Origin of the sequence: Salipiger pentaromativorans (genome assembly GCF_024721115.1) — a bacterium.
Taxonomy (GTDB): Bacteria; Pseudomonadota; Alphaproteobacteria; order Rhodobacterales; family Rhodobacteraceae; genus Salipiger; species Salipiger pentaromativorans.
Map to the genome: position 1 here is coordinate 247,113 of NZ_JAMDHK010000003.1, position 20,231 is coordinate 267,343.

The following is a 20,231-nucleotide window of genomic DNA, read 5'->3' on the forward strand; positions in this document are numbered from 1 at the left end:
CCGCCCGCAGCCGGTGTCCGGGCGGGCAGTGCCGGCACTCCGGCACGTCGCTGATGCAGTCCTCCTCCCAGCAAAAGCAGCCCGCCGCCGAGGCCCGAGCCCTTTTACAGATGGGAACCTCTCACTCCCATGTCATCCAGATATACAAATGGACGATTTCTGTCAATTCATTTACTTTACCCCTCTCCCGCGATAGGCTCGCGACAGCTTACCCTTGTCGGCGCATGATACAGCGCCCGTCCGACCGATGCTTTCGAAAGGCGCGCCCTTGGCCCTCTTCCAGATCGGCACAAAGACCGCCCGGCCCGTTCCGCCCCGGCAAGGCACGGGCCAAAGGTTTTGCCGGCATTTCCGGGACATACCGGGACAGAAAACGAACAGCGCTTGGGCGGATTGCGCGGCAAACCCCCATCCCGGGGCCTCTGCCGGGCCGGAATGCCCCCTGTGGCTGCGGCACCCTTTCAATGCCGCAGCCACGGGTGTAGGGAAGTTTGCGCTCGGCCCGAACGAGCCGCGATGGCCCCGCCGAGGGATGACAACGTCCGGCGCGAGTCACTGAACCACGGACAGGGAGCAGATCATGAACAAGAGGATCACGCCGAAAGGTCAGTCAGACCACCGGGAAATCAACGACCGGATCCTCGACGCCACTGCCGAATGTCTCAGTAAGTTCGGAAACCGCCGTACCTCGGTGAACGACATTGCCGCCAATAGCGGGCTGTCCCGCGCCACGATCTACAACCATTTCAAGAATCGCAGCGCGATCACCACCGCGCTGATGCGCCGCGAACTGTCCCGGATGCAAAGCTCCATCCTGTCCGGGCTGAACGGCTCGACCTCCTCCGAGGACATCATCGTCGAATGCGTCACGCTGTTCGTGCTGAGCATTCGCTCTCACCCGCTGTTCCAGCGCATGATAGAGCTCGAGCCGGGGCTGGTTCTGCCGTGGTTCACCACCCGATCCGGCTTTCTCGCCCGGTCGGGCACGCAGCTCTTTGTCCCCTATCTGGACGCCGCCATGGATCGCGGCGACTTCACCTGCCACGACAAGACCGAAACCGCCGAATGGCTGACCATGGTCGCGCTGAGCCTTGTCTTCGCGCTGGACACCTTCCCGCATCTGCGCGACAGCGATCTGCGCGATCTGGTCCGCACCCATGCGGTCCGGGGCCTGGTGTCGTAAAATCGCCCCGCAAAGCCTCTGCCTCCCCGCCTCGTCTGCGGCCTGAGTGGCGTTCCACGACATGAGTGATGTAGAGAGTCCCCGCCCGGCCTCTCGGCCGCTCGGGCGGGCTTGCGGCTCTGGCGGTAGAATGCCACCGTGCGTCCACGACGGATCAAGCGGAGTGCGATTACAATGACCAGACCCATGGCTTTTCTGGCAGGTTCCCTGACCCTTCTGGGCCTTGCCGCCTGCGAGCCGGTGCCCACCAGCGACGTGACGGGCACGCGGGGTCTTGTCACCGTGCCCGAGTCGGTCTCGTCCATCGCGGCGCCCTATCAGGATCTGTCCACGGCGCGGATCCGCACCGAAGACGGCTGCTACTGGTACAGCCACAGCGGCCCGGTCGAGACCACGCTGCTGCCGCTGCGCACGACAAACGGCAACCCGATCTGCACCCGGCCGCAAAGCTGAGCCGGGGCGCGGGCGTTACAGCGCGCTGCCGTCGGTCGGGTAGAGATAGGCGGTAACGCCGGTCTCCACCTCATCGTAGAGCGTGTTGATATGCGCCATGACCATGCGCACACAGCCCGAACTGGCCCGCGTCCCGATGGAGCGCGGCGCCGGCGTGCCATGGATGCGCAGATAGGTGTCGCGATTGCCCACATAGAGATAAAGCGCCCGCGACCCCAGCGCATTTTCCGGGCCCGGAGGCATGCCGCCCGCCCAATGGGCGTAATGCTCGGGCTCGCGCTTGACCATTGCGGCGGTGGGCGTCCAGGTCGGCCATTTCGCCTTGCGCTTGATCGTGTAGACGCCGGGCTCGTAAAGCCCGTCACGCCCGATCGCCACGCCATAGCGCATCGCGCTGCCGTCGGCCTGGATGTGATAGAGATAGCGCGCCACCGCATCGACATGGATATCGCCCGGCTTGAGCCCCGGATTGGCGGTCACGCGCCGGGGCAGCAGCCGCGGATGCAGGCCCCAGGGATTGCTTGTCCCGAGATCGAACTCGGCGGGCGTCACCTGCGCATCCCAAGCGTCCCAGTCGCCGGTGGCGGCGAATGCCGGACGGGCGATTGCCGGCGTGGCCAGCGCTGCGAGAGAGGCGATCATGTCGCGTCGCGTTACCATAATGAGACCTTTCGAGACTGCGGACCAAGGCGCGGGCGCCCCCGAGGGCGCACCCGACATCGCCTGCATGAAAGGCGCAAGCGCGCGCCGAGTTCAAACGCATTCTGCCCGCGAGATGTCATTTTTCGGCGCGATGTGGTCTCGGGGCTGCGGCGGCGGGCGCTTGACGGGCACTGCACCCCACGAGGCGCAGTGCCACGCGGCCCCGCTGCCGGAACACACCGCTACAGCAGGAAATCGAACCCATCGGTCAGATCGGGCGGCACGTTGTCCTCCCAGACCGGCTCGGCATCGCGGGGGGTGTCGATGTTGCGTGCGATCACCTCTTGCGCCTTGCCGAAATTCTCGAAGGCCCGGTAATGGTCGCCGGCGGGAAAGCTGCCGTTCGGCCAGCTCAGCGCGTTACTGGCGTTGCGGACCGCATGGTCGTCGGCGATGGTCTTGCCATCGGCGGTTTCCCAGAACAGAAATCCAAGTCCATCTTCAGCCATGATCAACTCCTTTTTCAAATGCGCTCCGAAAAGCGCCGCTGTCCAGGAAATGCTCTGAACGGGGATCAAGATAGCTGAAAGGGAGCGCGCCCATCAGTCAGGAATACCCGACGCCCCGATCCGGTCGGGCGCTCAGGCTGCCCAGCCCTCCGGCACGGCATCCCCGAAGCGCGCCCGGCAAAAGCTGTACTGATCCGCCAGCCGGGTGCGGAACGCCTCGCGCGCGGCATCGGGCAGCGGCGTCCGGACCTCGGTCTCGTTCTGCGGCGCGCGGGTTTGCGGAGGGCGAAAGGCCAGGCCGGCAAAGGCGCAGAGCCGGCGCAGGCTGTGATCGGCCAGAAGATCCTCGTAGAAGAGGAACAGCAGATCGTCCGACGGAAAGACCGCCTCGAGCGCCTCGATGGTGGCGCGGTAATCGGCGCGCGCCAGCAGCGCCTCCGAGCGCAACGCCTCGGGCCACTTGCACAGCGCGTCGTTCTCCGGGTTGAGCTGTTCGAGCTGACGCAGTTGCGACCAGAAGCGCGTGACCGGATCGCGCAGGATGAACAGCAGCTTCGGCGCGACTTTCTGAGAGGCCGCAAACGCCCGAAGATAAGCGAACCCCTCGGCGCCGATGGCGGCATAGGCGGGGGTTATGTCGCAAAAGGCCCGGGTCTCGGGGCCGCAGAGCCGCGCGAAATGCGCAAAATAGGCATTGTCGTCATAGACCATCTGGGCGCGGTCGACGCTGGCGCGGAAATTCGGCCTGTCGCGCAGGTTCTGCACCGGATCGCCGGGCTGACCGAGGTGAAAGCGCAGCCGGGCCACGGCAAGCCCCTCCATGTCGCCCAGCGCGTTCTGTGGAAACCTGACGTTGAAGAAATGCACTTCCTTGAGGGGCGAGACGGTGGCGTCGGGCAGGCTGTGCAGATAGCCATGCAGCCAGCTTGTCGCACATTTCGCGGCGCCGACGCAGACCAGGAAGGTCTTGCCGTCAAGCGCCGGGTATCGCAGCAGCGATGGCATGGCATGTGTCAGACCCGGCCCTCCCGTTCTCCGGCGGCGATACCGTCGCAGGGTGCCACAGCCGGCGTTTCCGCTCAACGCGGGATGCGGGTGCGGTGCCGGCGAGTTCTCTAAAATGCGCTCTTTTCGGGAAAGCGGGCACCCTCGCCGGATTCCGCCGGCATCTTTTCCGGGCGGGCTCAGGCGCCCCCTTGTGCCGCTATACTGGCAATGCCAGCGGCACAGGGTTTTCGCGCCAGACCAGCGCGTATTTTCCCGAGATAATTTCCTGTGAAGGCGACATATGAGACGGAAAGGAAACCTCCATCTTCGATCCTTTCGGCAAGAATTGGCCGAAACCTATCAAAAAGACGTTACGCTCCCACGGCGCCGAACCGGAGACTTAGACCGGCATTCATTTATTCATGCTATCAGCGCGTCTATTTCCAAAATCCGAATATATCATCGAAATATACCCGTCGCGCATCGGAAAACGCCAGATTTCCATCTCCCGCCCGCCGTTTTCGATTGGACCATGGCACCGAGCACCACGCGAGAGCGCACCGCCCCGGCGCCCGGAAGCGCGGGTCGTCCGCACCGCCGCCGCGTTTTCCGAACGCTTTTTCGCAAGCCCCGGCGCCGGTCCATCCGAGCGGCTTCCGGCACCGCTCGCGACGCGCAGAACCCGTCACGCCCGTTGGCGCATCGCCCAGTTTGCCGGTTCAAGCGTCTTGCACCGTTCGCTGCCGATCCGTTTCGGCGGCTTGCTGGAAAGCCCCGTCCCCAGAAGGCCTTCGAGGTCGTCGATCTCGTTCTGGGTGATGAATGCCAGACAGGCGCAACGCAGCAGAGAGGTGAAATTCGTGGCCTCGCCGTGGAAATACAGAACCTCGTCATGCAGGGTGGAGAGGAACTTTCCGAGGCTCTTGTTCTCTTCGCTGGAGATATGCTCGAGAACCTTCCAGAACAGAGCCTCCAGACGGATCGACGTCGAATGGCCATTCAGCCGCACCGATCTGACCTGCGATACATAAAGTTGCGGGTCCAGATCGGTAAAAATCCTACACATTGACTTCCTCCCATTCCGCCCTCGCCACCCCGAAGACGTTCAACCATTCCATTCTGCCCGCAGGCGTCGGCAGGGATCAAGACCGAACCCTCTTTGCGGCGGATTTTATCGCCCCGGAAAATCGCAATTCCCGAAACGCCCCGCAAAAATTGCGCATCCCCGGAAAACCGGATTGCACAAGTCCTTTTATTGCGCGCCGATGTCCCGAATTCCGCATCGCCTCAGGCCCCGCATGCGGCGACGGCGGCGCGCGCGCCCTGCCGCAAGCCTGCCGCGCCGGTTTCCGGCCCCCGGAGAACCGCCATGGAAAGCGCGTGATCCGCTCCCGCCGGACAGTGCCGCAACTCCCAGCCCGGGCCGCCCCGCGCCAGCGCCGGTTCGGCCTCGGGCAGCCCGTGACCGAGATCGGGGATGATCCCTCGCGGATCCTGCGACAGACCGGCGCCCGTCGCTTTCAGGATCGCCTCCTTGAGCGTCCAGAGCCGGACAAAATGGCGGGGGACCGCCTGACCGATCAGCCGGGAGCCGGCGCGCAGCTCGGCCGGGGCACAGAACAGAGCCGCGCCGCGGACGATGTCCTCCCTCAGACACGGCTCGACATCCACGCCGATCCGGCCCTGCCAGCAGAGCGCGACAGCCACCGCGCCGCGGCAGTGGCTCAGGCTGGCATCGGGCGCAGGCGCGGTGGAACGAAGGTGCAGGCGCGGCTTCGCGCCGGGCGCGGGCTGCCTCAGGCGCGCCTCGCCCAGACCCGCGCGCCGCGCCGTCAGCGCCATCAGCCCGTGGGCGGCCACGTAATCCCGCCGGTCGGCCGGGCGCTGAAACTGCGCGGCACGGGCGCGCTGCTCGTCATGGAGCGCCGCCAGCAGTGCGCGCATCTGGCCGGGGCCGATGCGCCCGGTCGCCATGAAGAGCACCACAAAGGCGCCGTCGCGGCAAAACGGGCTGTAGACGGGCAGTCCGTGCCCCGCGCGCAGCCGGGCCGCAATGCGGCCCAGCCCGCGCCCGGCGCCGCTCATCCCGCCGTCACCGCGGCCACCGCCGAAATCTCGACCAGCGCGTCGGGATGGGCAAAGCGCGCGATTTCCAGCAGCGTCGTCGCCGGCATCGCCCGGCGGAATGCCGCGCCATGCGCCTCGCCGACACCCTCCCACCGGGAAATATCGGCGACATAGACCTTGGTTTCGACGACATCGTCGAGCCCCGCGCCAAACGTCGCCAGCGCCGCGGCGATACGGTCGAGGATCACCTCGGCCTGCGCCTTGGCATCGCCCGGATGCGAGATCTCACCGGTGTCCAGCCGGGCCAGCGCCCCCGAGACGAAAATCAGGTCACCCACCCGAACCGCCCGCGAATAGCTGGCCAGCGCGGCGGTCGCGCTTCCGGCATCGAGCCGCTCGACCCGGCTCATTCCCGCGCCTCCCGGCTCGAAATCGCCTCCCGGATGGAATCTGCCATGAGCTGATGCACCTTGGTGGTCGGAAAGACCTCGGTCAGAAACACATGGCTGCCCTCGTCGCGGCCGCCCGCCTCCAGCAACGGCGCCAGCGGCTCGGTCGTATTGGCAAAGCCGAATTGCGCCCCGTCGCTCAGCAGACGCCGGAAGAAGGCGTCGAAGCTCCAGCGCAGGAAACGGATCTGGAGCTTTTGCTCCAGCGCCAGCAGCATTCGGCGGAAACAGCGGTTGTAGATTTCCGACAGCAATTGCGCCCGCGCCGGATCGCCCTGCATGCGGATCAGCGGCAGCACCGAGACGTCGATGAAATCGGGCGCCATGACGTGTTTTGCCCCGGCCTCGACCAGCCGCCGCAGCGCCCGTTCGAGCCCGTCGATCGCATCCATCAGCAATTGCACGCTTTCGGCATTGTCCTGGGTCATCACCGCCTGGATGACATCGTTGCCGCCATTGAAGACGAAATAGAGCGCATTCGGGTCGGCCGCGCCGTCCACACTGTCGAGATAGGCAGAGACCTGTCCGGCAAGGTCGCCGGGCCGGTCGCCGGCGGCCATGGCATCGCGCACGGCGAAATTGCTGCCCTTGACCGGCCCCACCAGATGCATCGAGGGCTGCACGCTCAGCCCCAGGCTCCGCGCCAGCAGCTCCCCGGCAACGGGGCCGTTGGTGGTGCGCCCCTCGAAAAAGGGTTTCGGCGACGCGCCGTGGAGGGAATCGTAATTTCCGTTGTCCGACAGCGCACCGCTGAATTCCACCATGGCGCTGAAGCGCCGGTTTCTGCGGTCGTCCAGGGATTCGACGGATCTGACCTCGTTCATGACTGTAACCTCTACTGCGTCAGCTTGCGGGAAAGAGCATGGGCCAGCTCGGCGACATGGGGTTCGGCGAGCATGGTGATGTGATGGCCGGGCGTGTCGGTCACCGCGACCGGGCCGGTGGCGAAGCGGTCCCAGCCGAAGGCGCGGGCGGCGTCGTCCACGGCGGAATAATCGTAGTCGCGATGGGCCTGCGCCGCGCGGAACAGCGCGATGGGCAGGGTCGGGCGCTGCTCGGGCCGGTAGATTGCGGTGCTGTTCGACAGGAAGACGCGGAACAGCGCGCGGACCTGTGCCTCGCCGGCGCCGCAGGGCACGATGCCGGCGGCTTCGAACCCGCCCGCGATCCGCCGCAGCAGCGTGTCCTGCGTCTCGCCCGACAGATCGTCGGGCAGATCGAGCGCGGCATCGCTGTCCTCGGAAAAGGCCTTGGCGAATTTCGCCACCCAGACCGGATCGTCGGAGGCCGGCCGGCCGGCACCGCAGGAGGCCGCAAGCCCCGGCCCCGGCGCATCGAGCACGGCGAGCAGTTCGACCTCCTCGCCCATCTCCACAAGCTGGCGGCCGATCTCGTAGGCCACCCAGCCTCCGAAACAATGTCCCGCCAGCAGATAGGGCCCCGAAGGTTGCAGCGCGCGGATATGGGCTAGATACCCGCGCGCCGCCTCTTCGACACTGGCCTTGGGAGGAGCTCCATCCAGGCCGAAGGACTGTATGCCGTAGAACCCGATCTCTTCGGGAAGATGCGCGGCGAGATGGTAGAAATAGACGACATTTCCGCCGCCCCCCGCGACGCAGAAAAGCCGCCGCTCCCCCTGCCCCTCGCGGATCGGCACAATGGGCGACCAGGCCCCGCCGGCACCCGCGCGCAGCGTCTCGGCCAGCCGCGCCACGGTCTGCCGGCTCATCAGCGCCGAGACCGGCAGCCGGACGCCGAATTCGCGCTCGATCTCGGCCATCATGGCGACCGCCAGAAAGGAATGCCCGCCGAGCGCGAAGAAATTGTCGTCGATGCCCAGCGTGTCGCGGCGCAGCAGGTTTTGCCAGATCCGCAAGAGCCGCTGTTCGGTCCAGTCGCGCGGCGGCGCCATCGCGGCGACGCTGTCCTGCCCCCGGTCGGGCCGTGGCAGGGCCGCGTCGTCGATCTTGCCATTCGCATTGAGCGGGAAGGCGTCGAGAAACACGACATCGGCGGGCACCATGTAATCGGGCAACCGCCCGGCGACATGCTGGCGCAGCGCCTGAACCGAGCTCTGCGCCCCGTCCCGGACAACCGCATAACCGATCAGCCGGGTCTCCTCGCCCTGCCCCACCGGGCGCACGATGGCCGAGCGCAACGCGGGGTGGCTGGCCAGCGCATGTTCGACCTCTCCCAGCTCAATGCGGAAGCCGCGCAGCTTGACCTGCCGGTCGGCGCGGCCGCCGTATTCGACATCGCCGTTGCGCCGCCGCACCGCCAGATCGCCCGAGCGGTAGAGCCGCCCGCCCGGTTCCCGCCCGAACGGATCGGCGACAAAGCGCTGCGCCGTCAGCTCGGGCCGGTTGTGATAGCCCACGCCGACCCCGTCGCCGCCGACATAGATCTCGCCACGCACGCCAAAGGGCACCGGCTCCATCCGGTCGTCCAGCAGGTAGATCCGCAGATCCGGGAAGGGCTCGCCGATCATGCTCGACGGCCGGTCGATGTCCTCGGCCCGGATGCGGCGGTACATGGCATGCACCGTGGTTTCGGTGATCCCGTACATATTGACGATCTGCGGCTGCGCATCGCCCGCCAGCGCCACCCAGGGCCGCAGGATCTGCGGCTCGAGCGCCTCGCCGGCAAAGCTGATGAGCCGCAGCCGCCCCTCTTTCGCCAGATCCGGCAGGGTCGCGGCCTTGGTCAACAGCCGGAAGGCCGAAGGCGTCTGGTTCAGCACCGTCGCCCCCTCGGCCACCAGCAGCGTGACCAGATCGTCCGGCGCGCGCACGGTCTCGTGCGGCACCATCAGCAGCCGCCCGCCATAAAGGAACGCGCCCCAGATCTCCCAGACCGACACGTCGAAGGCGAAGGAATGCAGCAGCGGCCAGACATCCTCTGTAACAAACCCGTAATAACCGTCGGTGGTGAGGAACAGCCGCAGCACGTTGCGATGGGTGATGACCACGCCCTTCGGCCGCCCGGTGGTGCCCGAGGTGTAGATCACATAGGCGGCGCGGTCGGGATCGCCCGGTGGCACCGGCACGGCGCCACCGCCCTGCGCGATGGCTGGCCAGTCGCTGTCGAGGCACAGCACGTCGACGCCCTCGCCCGCACGGTCGACCAGATGCGCCTGGGTGAGCAGCATCTCGACCCCGCTGTCGGCGAGGATGAAGCGCTGGCGCTCGGCGGGGCTCTGCGGGTCGATGGGCACATAGGCGCCGCCCGCCTTGAGAATGCCCAGCATCCCCACCAGCATCTCGACCGAGCGCTCGACACAAAGGCCGATGCGCTGGCCAGCCAGCCCACGGCGCTGCAACTCGGCCGCCAGCAGGTCCGAGCGCGCATCGAGGTCGCGATAGCTGAGCGCAAAACCCACGCCATTCAGCGCGATCCGGTCGGGGTGGCGGGCGGCGGTGGACCGGAACGCGGACCCAAGATCGGTCTCGACGGGAAACCGCGTGGCGATGTCGCCCGCCGCGTCCAGACACAGCGCCCGCGCCGCCTGGGGCTGAAGACGCAGCGCGCCCAGCGGGCGGTCCATGGCCTCGAGCGCATCCGCCAGCAAGGTGACGAAGCTCTCGGCGATCTGCGCCACCTCCGCCTGCCCGAAGAGCGCGGCATCGGCCTTGAGCCGTCCGAAGATCTCGGCCTCGCCGTCGATCAGCTCCAGCGTCAGGTCAAGCTGGCCTTCCTGCTGGCGGATGTCGAAGGCCGAGGCCCCGAGCCCGCCCCAGTTGCCGGGCCGGCTTTCGCCCTCCGGCGCCAGAAGATCGAACACCGATCCGGGCTGCGGCGCGCGCTGCAGCACAATCGAGGACTGGAAGACCGGCGAACAGCCCGGGTGGCGCGGCGGCGCCAGCCGCTTGACCAGCATCCCGAAGGGCAGCCCGCCATGTTCCCGCGCGTCGAGCAGATGTTCGAGCGTCTCGGCCACCAGCGCATCGAAGGGCCGGTCGCCGTCGAGCCCGGAGCGGATCGGGAGCTGGTTGACGAAATGGCCCGCGACGCGGGCAAAGGCGCCCTCGCGCATCCCCGCCACCGGCACGCCGATCACGATGTCGGACTCGCCGGAATAGCGGTGCAGCAGCGCCTGGAAGGCCGCCAGCAGAAGGGCATAGGGGGTGGCGCCGGCCTCGCGGGCACGGCTCCGCAGCCGCGCGGTCAGCCCCGCGCCCAGGCGCAGCGGGCAGGACAGGCCGCTCAGCGAGGGCTCGGACGGGCGCGGCCCGGCGATCGGCAGGGTCAGCGCCGGGGGCACCCCCTCCAGCCGCTGCTCCCAGTAGCGCCAGCTCGCTGCGGCGCCCGGCGCGGTCAGCGCCGCGCGCTCGCGCAGCACATAGTCGCGATAGCTGGGCCCCGGGCCGGTCTCCGTGCTGTCGCCGGCATAACGCGCGCCCAGCTCGTCCATCAGCATCCACAGCGTCCAGCCGTCGCAGACGATGTGATGCGCCGTCACCAGCAGCACATGCGACCGCGCGCTTTGCCGGAACAGCTCGAAGCGGTAAAGCGGCCCGGTCTCCAGATCGAAGGGCGCGTCGTGATGCGCCTGCACCGTCTCGCGCAGCGCCTCGGGCGTCGCACCATCGAGCGCGGTTTGGCGCAGCGGCACCTCCCTGTCGGCGAGGATCCTCTGCCACAGCACGCCGTCGCGGTCCTCGAACCGGGCGCGCAGCGCGTCGTGGCGGTCGACCATCGCCTGACAGGCCCGTTGCAGCGCCGCGATGTCGGGCGGATCGGCCAGCGCCAGGGCAAAGCCCACGTTATAGGCCGGGCTGCGCGGCGCCGACTGGTGCAGATACCACAGCGCGGTCTGGCCTTCCGAACAGGGCCAGACGCGGGTGCCGTCCTGTGTCTGGCGCAGCAGGATCTCACGCGCCTTGGCGCGCAGCATGGCGGTGGCGTCGGCGCCGCTCATACCCGTTCTTCCTCGGCCTGAGCCGGCGTGCCCACCAGCGCCGCAAGCTCGGCATCGCTCAGCCCGCTCAGATAGGCGTCGATGTCGGCATTCTCGTCAGGCTCCGGCTCGGGCACGGCCCCCGGCACCGCCCGGGGCGGCGCCTCTGCGGCGCGCAGCGTCTCTTCGAGCCGCTTGCAGAGATCCGCGATGGACACGCCGCGCAGCAGATCCAGCACCGAGAGCTTGACCCCGATCCCGGTCTCGATCCGCGACTGGATCTCGATGGCCAGGATCGAATCCAGCCCCAGCGCCACCAGCGAGCTTTGCCGGTCGATGCGGTCCTCGGGGATGCCCAGCACGCCGCCGACGATCCCGGTCAGCCGGTCGGGCAGCTCTGCCAGCTCTTCCTCGCTCATGCGCCCGCCGCCGCCGGCCGCCTGCGCCTCGTCCACCGCCGCGACGATCTCTGCGTTGCGCTGCGACGCGCGCCAGCCGGGATAGAACGAGGCCAGCGTCGGCCAGTCCATCTTGGCGATGGCCACCAGCGCCGTGCCCTGGGCCAGCACCGGCGCGAGACCGGCCAGCGCCTCCTGCGGTTTCATCAGGCCAAAGCCGACCCCGGTGAGATAATCCGAGATCTCCTTGCGGCGCGCCGCCATGCCGACCTCGCTGATCGCGCCCCAGCAGATCGCCGAGCCCGCCAGCCCGCGCGCGGCCCGGTGCGCCGCCAGCGCGTCGAGCACGCCGTTGGCCGCCACATAGCTGCCCTGCCCCGGGCTGCCGACCAGCGAGGAAATCGACGAGAACATCACGAAATGATCGAGCGGCAGATCCCTTGTGGCGAGATGCAGGTTCCAGGCGCCAAGTGCCTTGGGCAGCATCGCAGTACGGAGCTGGGACCGGCGCAGCGTGTCCATCGGCCCGTCATCCAGCACCGCTGCCGCGTGGAAGACCCCGCCCAGCGGCGCCGGGCCGGCCTCGATCCCGGCCACCAGCTCGGCAACCGCCGCCGCATCGGTGACATCGACCGAGGCGATCTCGACGCTGCCGGCCTGCGTCCGCAGCAGCGCGATCTCTTCGAGCACCTCGTCGGAATGGGTTTTCGACCGTCCCGCCAGCACCAGATGGCGGGCGCCGAGGCTGACCAGCCATTTCGCGGTTTCCAGACCGAAGCCGCCCAGCCCGCCCGAGACGAGATAGGATTTCGCCGGATCGAAACGCAGCGTCCGCGTTGCGACCGGTGCCGGTTCGGCCACCTCGAGCGCCCGCGCCTCCATTGGAATGTGCAGATCCGGGTGGTGTTCCACAAAACTCCGCAGCGCCGGCCCCGCCGAGGCGATCCGCTCCGGCGCCGCCTTGCGCAGCCGGGTCATGTTGACCGGCAGAAGGCTCTGGTTCGGCCCCAGCCCCACCGGCGGGCGCGCCGCCGTGTCGCCGTCCTGCCAGATCACCATACGGCCCTGCGGCGCCAGCAGCCGCTGAAACAGCGCCAGCGCGCTGCCCTGCCCGAGCCCGATCAGCACATCCGCCTCCGTGCCGCCCAGCCGCGCCCGCCCGCTGTCGAGCGCCTCCGCCGTTTCGCAGGCGAAAGCGTCGATTCCGAGACCGGAGAAGATCGCGACCGACCCCGCGTCGGGCGTTGCGACGACCAGCCGGGCGCAGTGCGCGCGGGCCATCTGCGCCACCGCGCAGCCCCGGGCATCGGCCGTCGCCAGCAGCAGAACGCGGTCCTCCGGCTCCAGCCGCGCCACCGCGCGCACCACATGCCAGGCATCGGCCAGCAGCGGTGTCACCTGCGCCAGCGGCCCGGGCACGACAGCCCGATCCGCGCCCAGAGCCTCGGCGGGCACCCGCTGGCGCTCCCGCGCCGAGGGCAGCCGCAGCGCGAGCCTGTCGCCCACCGCCAACCCCGCGCAGCCCGCGCCCAGGGCGCGGATCTCGGCCAGCGCATGGACCGGATCCTCGCCCGCCGGCTGCACCGCCTCGATCAGCGCGATCTCGGCCTCTCCGGCGGGCAAGGCCGCCTCGGTGTCCTCGGAAAGCGCGCGGCGCGGCAGCTCGGCCAGCGTGTCGTAAGACAGGGTGGTCAACCGGCGCGCAAAGCGCCGCGTGCCGCGCAATGCGACATCGTCGTCATGGACTAAGCTCTGCACCTCTCGGGCCAGCGCGACAAGCGTCTCCTCCGCCGTGTCGATGTCCAGCACGCGCAGCCGCAGCGCCGGGTTCTCGGCGATGGCGACCCGGGCCAGCCCGGTCACCGCCGCCTGGCGCAGCGCCGCATCCGCCGGCAGATCCTCTCCGGGCGCCTGCGCCGACACCGTCACCAGATCGAGACCGAAGCTGTGGCGCGCCTGCAACCGGGCCGCATGCTGCACCAGATCGAGGAAATCCGACGCCAGCTCGAGCCCCACCGGATCGTCGGCCTCCTTCGTCTCCCAGAGCAGAACCACCGAGCCATAGCGGGAGGGCGCGGCCTCGGGCCCGAAAGCATCGTCGAGCATCGCGATGGCGCCGGTGACATCATGCGCCGCAACCAGATCGGCAGTGTCGATCTGGGCGGCCAGGGCCTCGGCCCGGGCCAGCACCGCATCGGTCTGCCGGCACAGCACCAGTTGCCGCCCGACGATACGCGCGGCCTCGGGCGGGCGCTCGACCCATTTCAGCCCGAACAGCCGGTCGTCTGCACGCTCGCGGTCCTGCGCGCGGCGGTCGGTCAGCGCCTGCGCGACGATGCCCTCGAAGCGGGCGCAAAGCGCGCCGGTCTCGTCGATGATCCGCAGATCGCCGCACAGCGCGCGATCCGCCGAGGGGCGCCGCTCGGCCTGAACAAAGAGCTTGCGACCGGGCGGGCGGTAGAATTGCAGCGACTCGATGCGCACCGGCACATAGACATCGCGGTCGGCCGGGTCGGCGATGGTTTCAAGCAGGGTCTGGAAACAGGCATCCAGGATCGCCGGATGCAGCGCATAGTCGCAAAGGCCCCCGGCAATGCCCTCCGGCGCCTCGATCTCGGCCAGCACGTTGGCCGCCCCGGCATCGAGCCACAGCCGCCGCACCCCCTGAAAGGCCGGGCCGTAGTCGAGCCCACGGTCGGACATCCGGCGATAATGCCGCTCACCGGACATCGCGCAGTCCAGAGACGCCCGCAGCGCGCCGAGATCGCAGCGCGGCGGCTCGGCCAGCGGCAGGCTGTCCAGCGTCATCCGCGCGTGGCGCATCCAGTCGGCGCCCGCATCGGCGCGGCTGTGGATGGCGGCCCTGCGGGTCTCGGGGTCCCAGCTTGCCTGCAACACCGGCCAGGCCGCCTGATCCAGCACCAGCGCCTGTCCGAAGTCGAGATCGGTCAGCCGCCCTGCCTTGCGCCCGCTCAGCCGGGCGAGCAGCGCCAGACCGACCTCGACATAGGCGGCGCCGGGCAGCAGCGCGAGCCCGTCGACCACATGGTCCTGGAGACAGGCCATCCGGGCACCGCCGATCTCGCGCTCCCAAACCGGGGCCGCCGAGGGCAGCGGATCGCCCAGCAAGGGGTGGCCTTCGCCGCCCAGCCGGTCCTGCCGGGCCGCCGCGCTTTCCTCCCAGTGCAGCTCGCGCTGCCAGGGGTAATGCGGCAGCGCGCAGAATGTCCCCCGCCAAAGCGCGGCCTCGCCCCAGCGGATCCGCCCGCCGCCGGTGTAGAGCGCGGCCAGCGCGCCCCGCGCGGTCTCCAGCTCGGGCCGCTTGCGGTGCAGCGAAGGGACCAGCGCCACCTCGGCACCGGCCTCGGCAGCGCATTCGCGGATTGCCCCCGACAGCACCGGATGCGGGCCGACTTCGAGGAAGCTCCGGTGACCCGCCGCGATCAGATCGGCAATCGCCGCGGCAAAGCGCACCGGCTCGCGGATGTTGCGGAAGAAATAGGGTCCGTCGAAGGCGCCCTCGTCGGCGCGTTTGCCGGTCACCGTAGACCAGACGGGAATCGAGAGCGCGCGCGGGTCGTGATGCGCCAGCGCCGCCAGTAGATCCGTTTCCAGCGGGTCCATCGCCGGGCTGTGATACGGCACCTCGACCTTGAGGAACCGGTTGAACAGATCCTGCCCGTTGGCCTCTGCGGCGATCTTTTCCAGCGCCGCCATGTCGCCGGCGAGAACCGCCGCATTGGGGCTGTTGCTCGCGGCCAGCGAGACCAGCCCGGCATAGGGCGCGGCCAGCGCCTGCGCCTGCGCCTCGGTGGCGCCCAGGGCCAGCATCCCGCCCGCACCGGCGGCACGTTTTTGCAACTGGCTGCGGTGGAACGAGACCTCGGCCGCTTCTTCGAGCGTCAGCGCGCCGGAAACATAGGCCGAGGTCACCTCGCCCACGCTGTGCCCGACCACCGCCGAGGGCACCACGCCCCAGGAGCGCCAGAGCTCGGTCAGGGCGACCTGGAGGAGAAAATTCGCCGGTTGCGCGATCTCGGTGCGCTCCATGCGCGAGTCTGCTTCGTCGCGCCGCATTTCCCCGAGGATCGACCAGCCGGAACAGCGCTGGAAGGCCAGGTCACACCGGTCGGCGGCGGCGCGGAACACCGGCTCGCTGTCATAAAGCGCGCGCCCCATGCCCCACCATTGCGGCCCCATGCCGGTGAAGACAAAGACCGGATCCTCGGCCTGCGGGCGCCCGCGCCCGACGCTCACCCCCTCGGCCTCGCCGGTCTCGGCCCAGGCCGTGAGCCGGCTGGCGATCTCCGCCGCGCTGGCGCCGGTGACCGCAAGCCGGTGGTCGAGATGCGGGCGGCGGCAGGCGGCCGAGTGGCAGATGTCGTCCAGATCCGCAGCCCCCGCGCCCAGCAGATCGCCATGGCGCAGCGCCGTCTGGCGCAGCGCCTCGTCGGAGCGCGCAGACAGCGGCAGCAGGCGGAAAGACGGCTCGTCCGGCACCGCCTCGGGCGCGGCCTCGGCACCGGCCCAGTCCTGTAGCAGCGCATGCGCGTTCGAGCCGCCGTAGCCGAAGGAATTGACCGCATAGAACCGCTCGCCCTTGGGCTCGGTCATCGCGATGTTCTCGAGCGGCAGGCGCAGCCCCAGCGCATCGAAGGGGATGGTGGGGTTGGGCGTCTGCAAATTCGCCAGCACCGGCACCACGCCTTCGCGCAGCGCCAGCGCCGCCTTGATGATCCCGGCGATGCCCGCCGCCGCTTCGAGATGGCCGATGTTGGATTTCAGCGATCCGACAATCGCCGGAGCGCCCGCCGCGCGATGGGCGCCGATGGCCTGCCCCAGCGCCCGCGCCTCGATCGGGTCGCCGACGGCGGTTCCGGTGCCATGCGCCTCGATATAGCCGATCTGGGCGGGCGCCACCTCGGCACCGGCATAGACGCGGCGCACCAGCGCCTCCTGCGCGTCGGCATTGGGCACGGTGATCCCGTCGGTGCGCCCGTCCTGGTTCGCCCCGGTGCCGCGCACCAGCGCGATGATCGGATCGCCGCTGGCGACGGCATCCGCGACCCGCCGCAGCACCACGACCCCGGCACCCTCGCCCCGGCCATAGCCGTCGCCGCGCGCATCAAAGCTCTTGGACCGGCCATCCCTGGCCAGAAAGCCGCCCTTGCACATGGCAATCGGGGTTTCGGGGCGGGTCATGACGCTGACGCCGCCGACCAGCGCCAGATCGCACTCGCCCGCCTGAAGCGCCCGGCAGGCCAGATGGAACGCGGTCAGCGACGAGGAACAGGCGGTGTCCACCGTCAGGCTCGGCCCCTGCAGATCGAAGAAATGCGACAGCCGGTTGGACAGGATGCCCAGCGTCGCGCCGACCTCGCTATGCGGCCCGATCAGGTCGCGGTTCAGCGGGTTGAGCTGGGTCAGAAGGTTGTCGGACATGAAGCCGCCGACAAACACCCCCGTCGAGGAGCCGGCCAGACTGTCATGCGGAATCCCCGCGTCCTCGAGCGCCTCCCACGCCACCTCGAGCAGCAGCCGCTGCTGCGGGTCGAGCCGCGAGGCCTCGCGCGGGGAAATGCCGAAGAACCCCGCGTCGAACATGTCGAGCCGCTGCTGCAGGAAGCCGCCCGCGTTGACATACATCTTGCCCGGCGCCTTGCCCTCGGGATCGTGAAACCGCGCCGCGTTCCATCGGTCCGCAGGCACCGGGGTGACCCCGTCGCGGCCCTCGGTCAGAAGCTGCCAGAAGCTCTTGGAATCGGTGACGCCACCGGGAAACCTGCACCCGATTCCACAAATCGCCGTTGCCTGATGGGGATAGTCGGCCATTACACGCTCCATGTTTGCAGGACGGGATCCGTCGTCACTCTCGTAGCTGAGAGTAACGGGGGTCGTTCGCGCCTAGGTAGCATGCCTGTACCGCATGGTTTTTCTCGTCACGATTTCGAATTGCGCCTATAGTCGGGAATGAAAGACCGGGAGTTTTGAAAATGACACACCCAATGCTTATAGATATTCACTGCCATTCCAGGCGCATCCTTTATCCGAATACCGCGCCCGAGGATTTTGCGGGCGCCCTGCGGCGGAATCGCGTTTCAGTCGCCGTTCTGAACGTGGTGCCCGACGGGCCGCTTCTGGCCTTCACGCCGGGCGGTATCTCGGTTTCGGCGCCCACGGACGACCGGCAGATCGGGCGCTATGTGGCCAAGGTGTTCGAGATCATCGAATCGATGGTCGCCGCAGGCGAGGTGCAGCGCATCACCAGCAGCGCCGAGCTGGCGGCGCTGAGCGAAACCGGCACTCCGGGCATCGTCGTCGGCATCGAAGGGGCCGACCATCTGGGTGGCGATCTGTCGCGCATCGACCGTGATTACGACCGCCACAAGCTGCGCCAGATGGGGCTGGTCCACTATCTGAAAAGCGCCCTTGCCGACAATCAGACGGAAGAGGAAAGTCACAACGGTATCAGCGCTTTCGGGAAGAAAGTTGTCCAGCGCTGCAACGCCTTGGGCATCATCGTCGATCTCGCCCATCTGTCGGAGCGGGCGATGCGCGCGGTGATCGCTTGCAGCGCGGCGCCGGTGATCTGTTCGCACAGCTCGATCCGCGACCCGGGCGATGACAATGTCAGGCTGATGCCCGCCGAGATTGCGCGCGAGATTGCCGCCACCGGCGGGCTGATCGGTGTCTGGCCGAACGCGACGATCTTTCCGACACCCGAGTGCTATGCCGCCGGGCTCTACCGTCTGGCGCAGGACATCGGTGTCGATCATGTCGCCATCGGCACGGACCGGGCGGGGCTGCAAACAAGCCTGTTTCCGGATTATACCGGCGCCGAAAATCTGCCGGAGCATCTGCAACGAAGCGGCTTTTCCGACCCCGATACGCGAAAAATTTTGGGCGAAAATTATATTCGTGTCTTCGCTGAAATCGAAAAAATCGCCGCGCAGAAAGAATATAAATCGGCCTGATTTTTACTCCCATCCCTCAATAAAATATCGAGGACCCCGGACAACCGGGATCCTCGAATGATCTGTCAGACAGGCTCTCTGAATCCGCCCTAAGGTTGTGTCAAAGGTCCTTCCTCGACATGGCGTCGGCGATATGATCCGCCTGCCGGATCGCCAGAGCGACGATGGTCAGGGTCGGGTTGCAGGAGGCACCGGTGGTGAACTGGCTGCCATCCGAGATGAACAGGTTCGACACGTCATGCGTCTGCCCCCATTTGTTGCAGACCCCATCCCGCGCCTTTTCGCTCATCCGGTTGGTGCCCAGGTTGTGGGTGCTCGGATAGGGCGGCGTCGGATAGGTCGCGACCGCGCCGACCGACTTGTAAAGCGCCGAGCCCTGCTCATAGGCATGGTTGCGCATCATCACGTCGTTGGGGTGATCGTCGTAATGCACATCCGCGACCGGCATCTCGTTCTGATCGACGATGGTCGAGTGCAGGGTGATGCGGTTGGTCTGCTGCGGCATGTCCTCGCCGACGATCCACATCCCGGCCAGGTTCTCGTACTGGTCGAGTGCAGAGGTGAAGGTCCGGCCCCAGCCGCCCGGCTTCATGAAAGCGGCCATCAGGGGCACGCCCAGCGACAGCGTCTCCAGCTCGTAGCCGCCGACGAAGCCACGTCCGGGGTTGTTTTCCGACTCGTCCCGGATGATCCCCGCCATGACCGTGCCGCGATAGAAATGCACCGGCTTTTCGAAGGCGGCGTAGACGCTGCCGGTCACGTGACGCATGTAGTTGCGCCCGACCTCTCCCGAGCTGTTGGCCAGCCCGTCGGGGAACATGTTCGAGGCGCTGTTCAGCAGCAGGCGCGGGCTCTCGATCGAGTTTCCGGCCAGGCAGACCACGCGCGCCTTCTGACGCTGGGTATTGCCGTCGCCATCGACATAGACCACGCCGGTCGCCTTGCCGGCGTCGTCATGCTCGATGCGGATGGCCATGCTGTTCGGCCGCACCTCGAGATTGCCGGTGTCCTCGCCCTTGGGGATCTCGGTGTAGAGGGTCGACCATTTCGCGCCGCTCTTGCAGCCCTGGAAACAGAACCCGAGTTGCAGGCAGGACCCGCGGCCATCGCGCGGCTCGCTGTTGATCGCCATGCGCCCGGTATGGACCTCTTTGTAGCCCATGCGCTTGGCGCCGGCGGCCATCACCTTGAAGTTGTTGTTGGGCGGCAGGCCGGGGATGTTGTTGGTGCGCGTCACGCCCATCTTGTCCTCGGCCTTTTCGTAATAGGGCTCGAGATCCGCCAGGGTGATCGGCCAGTCCAGCAGGTTGGCGCCGGTGATGTTGCCATAGGTCTCCTGGGTCCGGAATTCGTGCTCCTTGAAGCGCAGCGAGGCGCCGGCCCAGTGGGTGGTGGAGCCGCCGACCGCCTTCACGATCCAGGCGGGGAGGTTCGGGAAATCCGTCGCCACCTGCCACGAGCCGGAGCCGGTGCGCATGTCGCGCCAGCCGAGCTGGGCAAAGCTCTCCCATTCGTCGTTGATGAAATCCTCTTTTTCGTACCGGCCACCGGCCTCGAGGATCACGACCTTGATCCCCTTCTGCGCCAGTTCGTTGCCCAAGGTGCCGCCGCCGGCCCCCGAACCGATGATCACGACAAGGCTGTCGTCGTTCAGGTCAAAATTTGCCATTTC

General features: G+C 67.9%; 13 protein-coding genes. 3 read left to right on the forward strand and 10 right to left on the reverse strand.

Annotated features, from left to right (window positions below; translation table 11 throughout):
• Nucleotides 1-580 precede the first annotated feature (580 nt).
• Nucleotides 581-1,183: a TetR/AcrR family transcriptional regulator gene (locus tag M4578_RS07080; RefSeq protein ID WP_258092761.1), complete on the forward strand. Its 603-nt coding sequence runs from the start codon at nucleotides 581-583 to the stop codon at nucleotides 1,181-1,183.
• Between the two features lie 186 nt (nucleotides 1,184-1,369).
• Nucleotides 1,370-1,636: a hypothetical protein gene (locus tag M4578_RS07085; RefSeq protein ID WP_258092762.1), complete on the forward strand. Its 267-nt coding sequence runs from the start codon at nucleotides 1,370-1,372 to the stop codon at nucleotides 1,634-1,636.
• Nucleotides 1,637-1,651: 15 nt separating this feature from the next.
• On the opposite strand, the gene M4578_RS07090 is transcribed toward M4578_RS07085, so the two are convergent.
• The 9 genes from M4578_RS07090 to M4578_RS07130 form a co-directional block, all read right to left on the reverse strand.
• Nucleotides 1,652-2,296: a L,D-transpeptidase gene (locus M4578_RS07090; RefSeq protein WP_258092763.1), complete on the reverse strand. Its 645-nt coding sequence runs from the start codon at nucleotides 2,294-2,296 to the stop codon at nucleotides 1,652-1,654.
• 224 nt (nucleotides 2,297-2,520) lie between these two features.
• Nucleotides 2,521-2,787 (reverse strand): hypothetical protein, encoded by a 267-nt coding sequence (locus tag M4578_RS07095; RefSeq protein WP_258092764.1) that lies wholly within the window; start codon nucleotides 2,785-2,787, stop codon nucleotides 2,521-2,523.
• Nucleotides 2,788-2,919: 132 nt separating this feature from the next.
• Nucleotides 2,920-3,792, reverse strand: coding sequence for a sulfotransferase (locus M4578_RS07100; protein WP_258092765.1), 873 nt, complete (start codon nucleotides 3,790-3,792; stop codon nucleotides 2,920-2,922).
• 667 nt (nucleotides 3,793-4,459) lie between these two features.
• Entirely contained in the window at nucleotides 4,460-4,840 is a 381-nt protein-coding gene (locus M4578_RS07105; protein ID WP_258092766.1) for a ribbon-helix-helix domain-containing protein, read from the reverse strand.
• A gap of 221 nt (nucleotides 4,841-5,061) precedes the next feature.
• Nucleotides 5,062-5,859: a 4'-phosphopantetheinyl transferase family protein gene (locus tag M4578_RS07110; protein WP_258092767.1), complete on the reverse strand. Its 798-nt coding sequence runs from the start codon at nucleotides 5,857-5,859 to the stop codon at nucleotides 5,062-5,064.
• The gene (locus M4578_RS07115) at nucleotides 5,856-6,251 is read right to left on the reverse strand and encodes a Rid family hydrolase (RefSeq protein WP_258092768.1); all 396 of its coding nucleotides are present in this window, start codon (nucleotides 6,249-6,251) and stop codon (nucleotides 5,856-5,858) included. Before M4578_RS07115 ends, M4578_RS07110 begins: the two co-directional genes overlap by 4 nt.
• The gene (locus M4578_RS07120; protein WP_258092769.1) at nucleotides 6,248-7,114 is read right to left on the reverse strand and encodes an SGNH/GDSL hydrolase family protein; all 867 of its coding nucleotides are present in this window, start codon (nucleotides 7,112-7,114) and stop codon (nucleotides 6,248-6,250) included. The genes M4578_RS07115 and M4578_RS07120 overlap by 4 nt, the downstream gene beginning before the upstream one ends.
• An 11-nt stretch (nucleotides 7,115-7,125) precedes the next feature.
• Nucleotides 7,126-11,208: a non-ribosomal peptide synthetase gene (locus M4578_RS07125; protein ID WP_258092770.1), complete on the reverse strand. Its 4,083-nt coding sequence runs from the start codon at nucleotides 11,206-11,208 to the stop codon at nucleotides 7,126-7,128.
• Nucleotides 11,205-17,417, reverse strand: coding sequence for a type I polyketide synthase (locus tag M4578_RS07130; RefSeq protein WP_258092771.1), 6,213 nt, complete (start codon nucleotides 17,415-17,417; stop codon nucleotides 11,205-11,207). The genes M4578_RS07125 and M4578_RS07130 overlap by 4 nt, the downstream gene beginning before the upstream one ends.
• A gap of 161 nt (nucleotides 17,418-17,578) precedes the next feature.
• Here M4578_RS07130 and M4578_RS07135 point away from each other — a divergent pair, with 161 nt between their 5' ends.
• Nucleotides 17,579-18,559 carry a dipeptidase gene (locus M4578_RS07135; RefSeq protein ID WP_258092772.1) on the forward strand — a complete coding sequence of 327 codons (981 nt, stop codon included), beginning with the start codon at nucleotides 17,579-17,581 and terminating at the stop codon, nucleotides 18,557-18,559.
• 100 nt (nucleotides 18,560-18,659) lie between these two features.
• Here the strand turns inward: M4578_RS07135 and M4578_RS07140 are convergent, their stop codons facing one another.
• The gene (locus M4578_RS07140; RefSeq protein ID WP_258092773.1) at nucleotides 18,660-20,228 is read right to left on the reverse strand and encodes a GMC family oxidoreductase; all 1,569 of its coding nucleotides are present in this window, start codon (nucleotides 20,226-20,228) and stop codon (nucleotides 18,660-18,662) included.
• Nucleotides 20,229-20,231: the final 3 nt, after the last annotated feature.

Excerpts from the sequence above, each read along its gene's own strand:
- M4578_RS07085 (WP_258092762.1), top strand. The coding sequence starts at position 1,370 with ATGGCTTTTCTGGCAGGTTCCCTGACCCTTCTGGGCCTTGCCGCCTGC.
- M4578_RS07115 (WP_258092768.1), bottom strand. The coding sequence starts at position 6,251 with ATGAGCCGGGTCGAGCGGCTCGATGCCGGAAGCGCGACCGCCGCGCTG.
- M4578_RS07140 (WP_258092773.1), bottom strand. The coding sequence starts at position 20,228 with ATGGCAAATTTTGACCTGAACGACGACAGCCTTGTCGTGATCATCGGT.
- M4578_RS07100 (WP_258092765.1), bottom strand. The coding sequence starts at position 3,792 with ATGCCATCGCTGCTGCGATACCCGGCGCTTGACGGCAAGACCTTCCTG.
- M4578_RS07125 (WP_258092770.1), bottom strand. The coding sequence starts at position 11,208 with ATGAGCGGCGCCGACGCCACCGCCATGCTGCGCGCCAAGGCGCGTGAG.
- M4578_RS07120 (WP_258092769.1), bottom strand. The coding sequence starts at position 7,114 with ATGAACGAGGTCAGATCCGTCGAATCCCTGGACGACCGCAGAAACCGG.
- M4578_RS07110 (WP_258092767.1), bottom strand. The coding sequence starts at position 5,859 with ATGAGCGGCGCCGGGCGCGGGCTGGGCCGCATTGCGGCCCGGCTGCGC.
- M4578_RS07095 (WP_258092764.1), bottom strand. The coding sequence starts at position 2,787 with ATGGCTGAAGATGGACTTGGATTTCTGTTCTGGGAAACCGCCGATGGC.
- M4578_RS07135 (WP_258092772.1), top strand. The coding sequence starts at position 17,579 with ATGACACACCCAATGCTTATAGATATTCACTGCCATTCCAGGCGCATC.
- M4578_RS07080 (WP_258092761.1), top strand. The coding sequence starts at position 581 with ATGAACAAGAGGATCACGCCGAAAGGTCAGTCAGACCACCGGGAAATC.
- M4578_RS07090 (WP_258092763.1), bottom strand. The coding sequence starts at position 2,296 with ATGGTAACGCGACGCGACATGATCGCCTCTCTCGCAGCGCTGGCCACG.
- M4578_RS07105 (WP_258092766.1), bottom strand. The coding sequence starts at position 4,840 with ATGTGTAGGATTTTTACCGATCTGGACCCGCAACTTTATGTATCGCAG.
- M4578_RS07130 (WP_258092771.1), bottom strand. The coding sequence starts at position 17,417 with ATGGCCGACTATCCCCATCAGGCAACGGCGATTTGTGGAATCGGGTGC.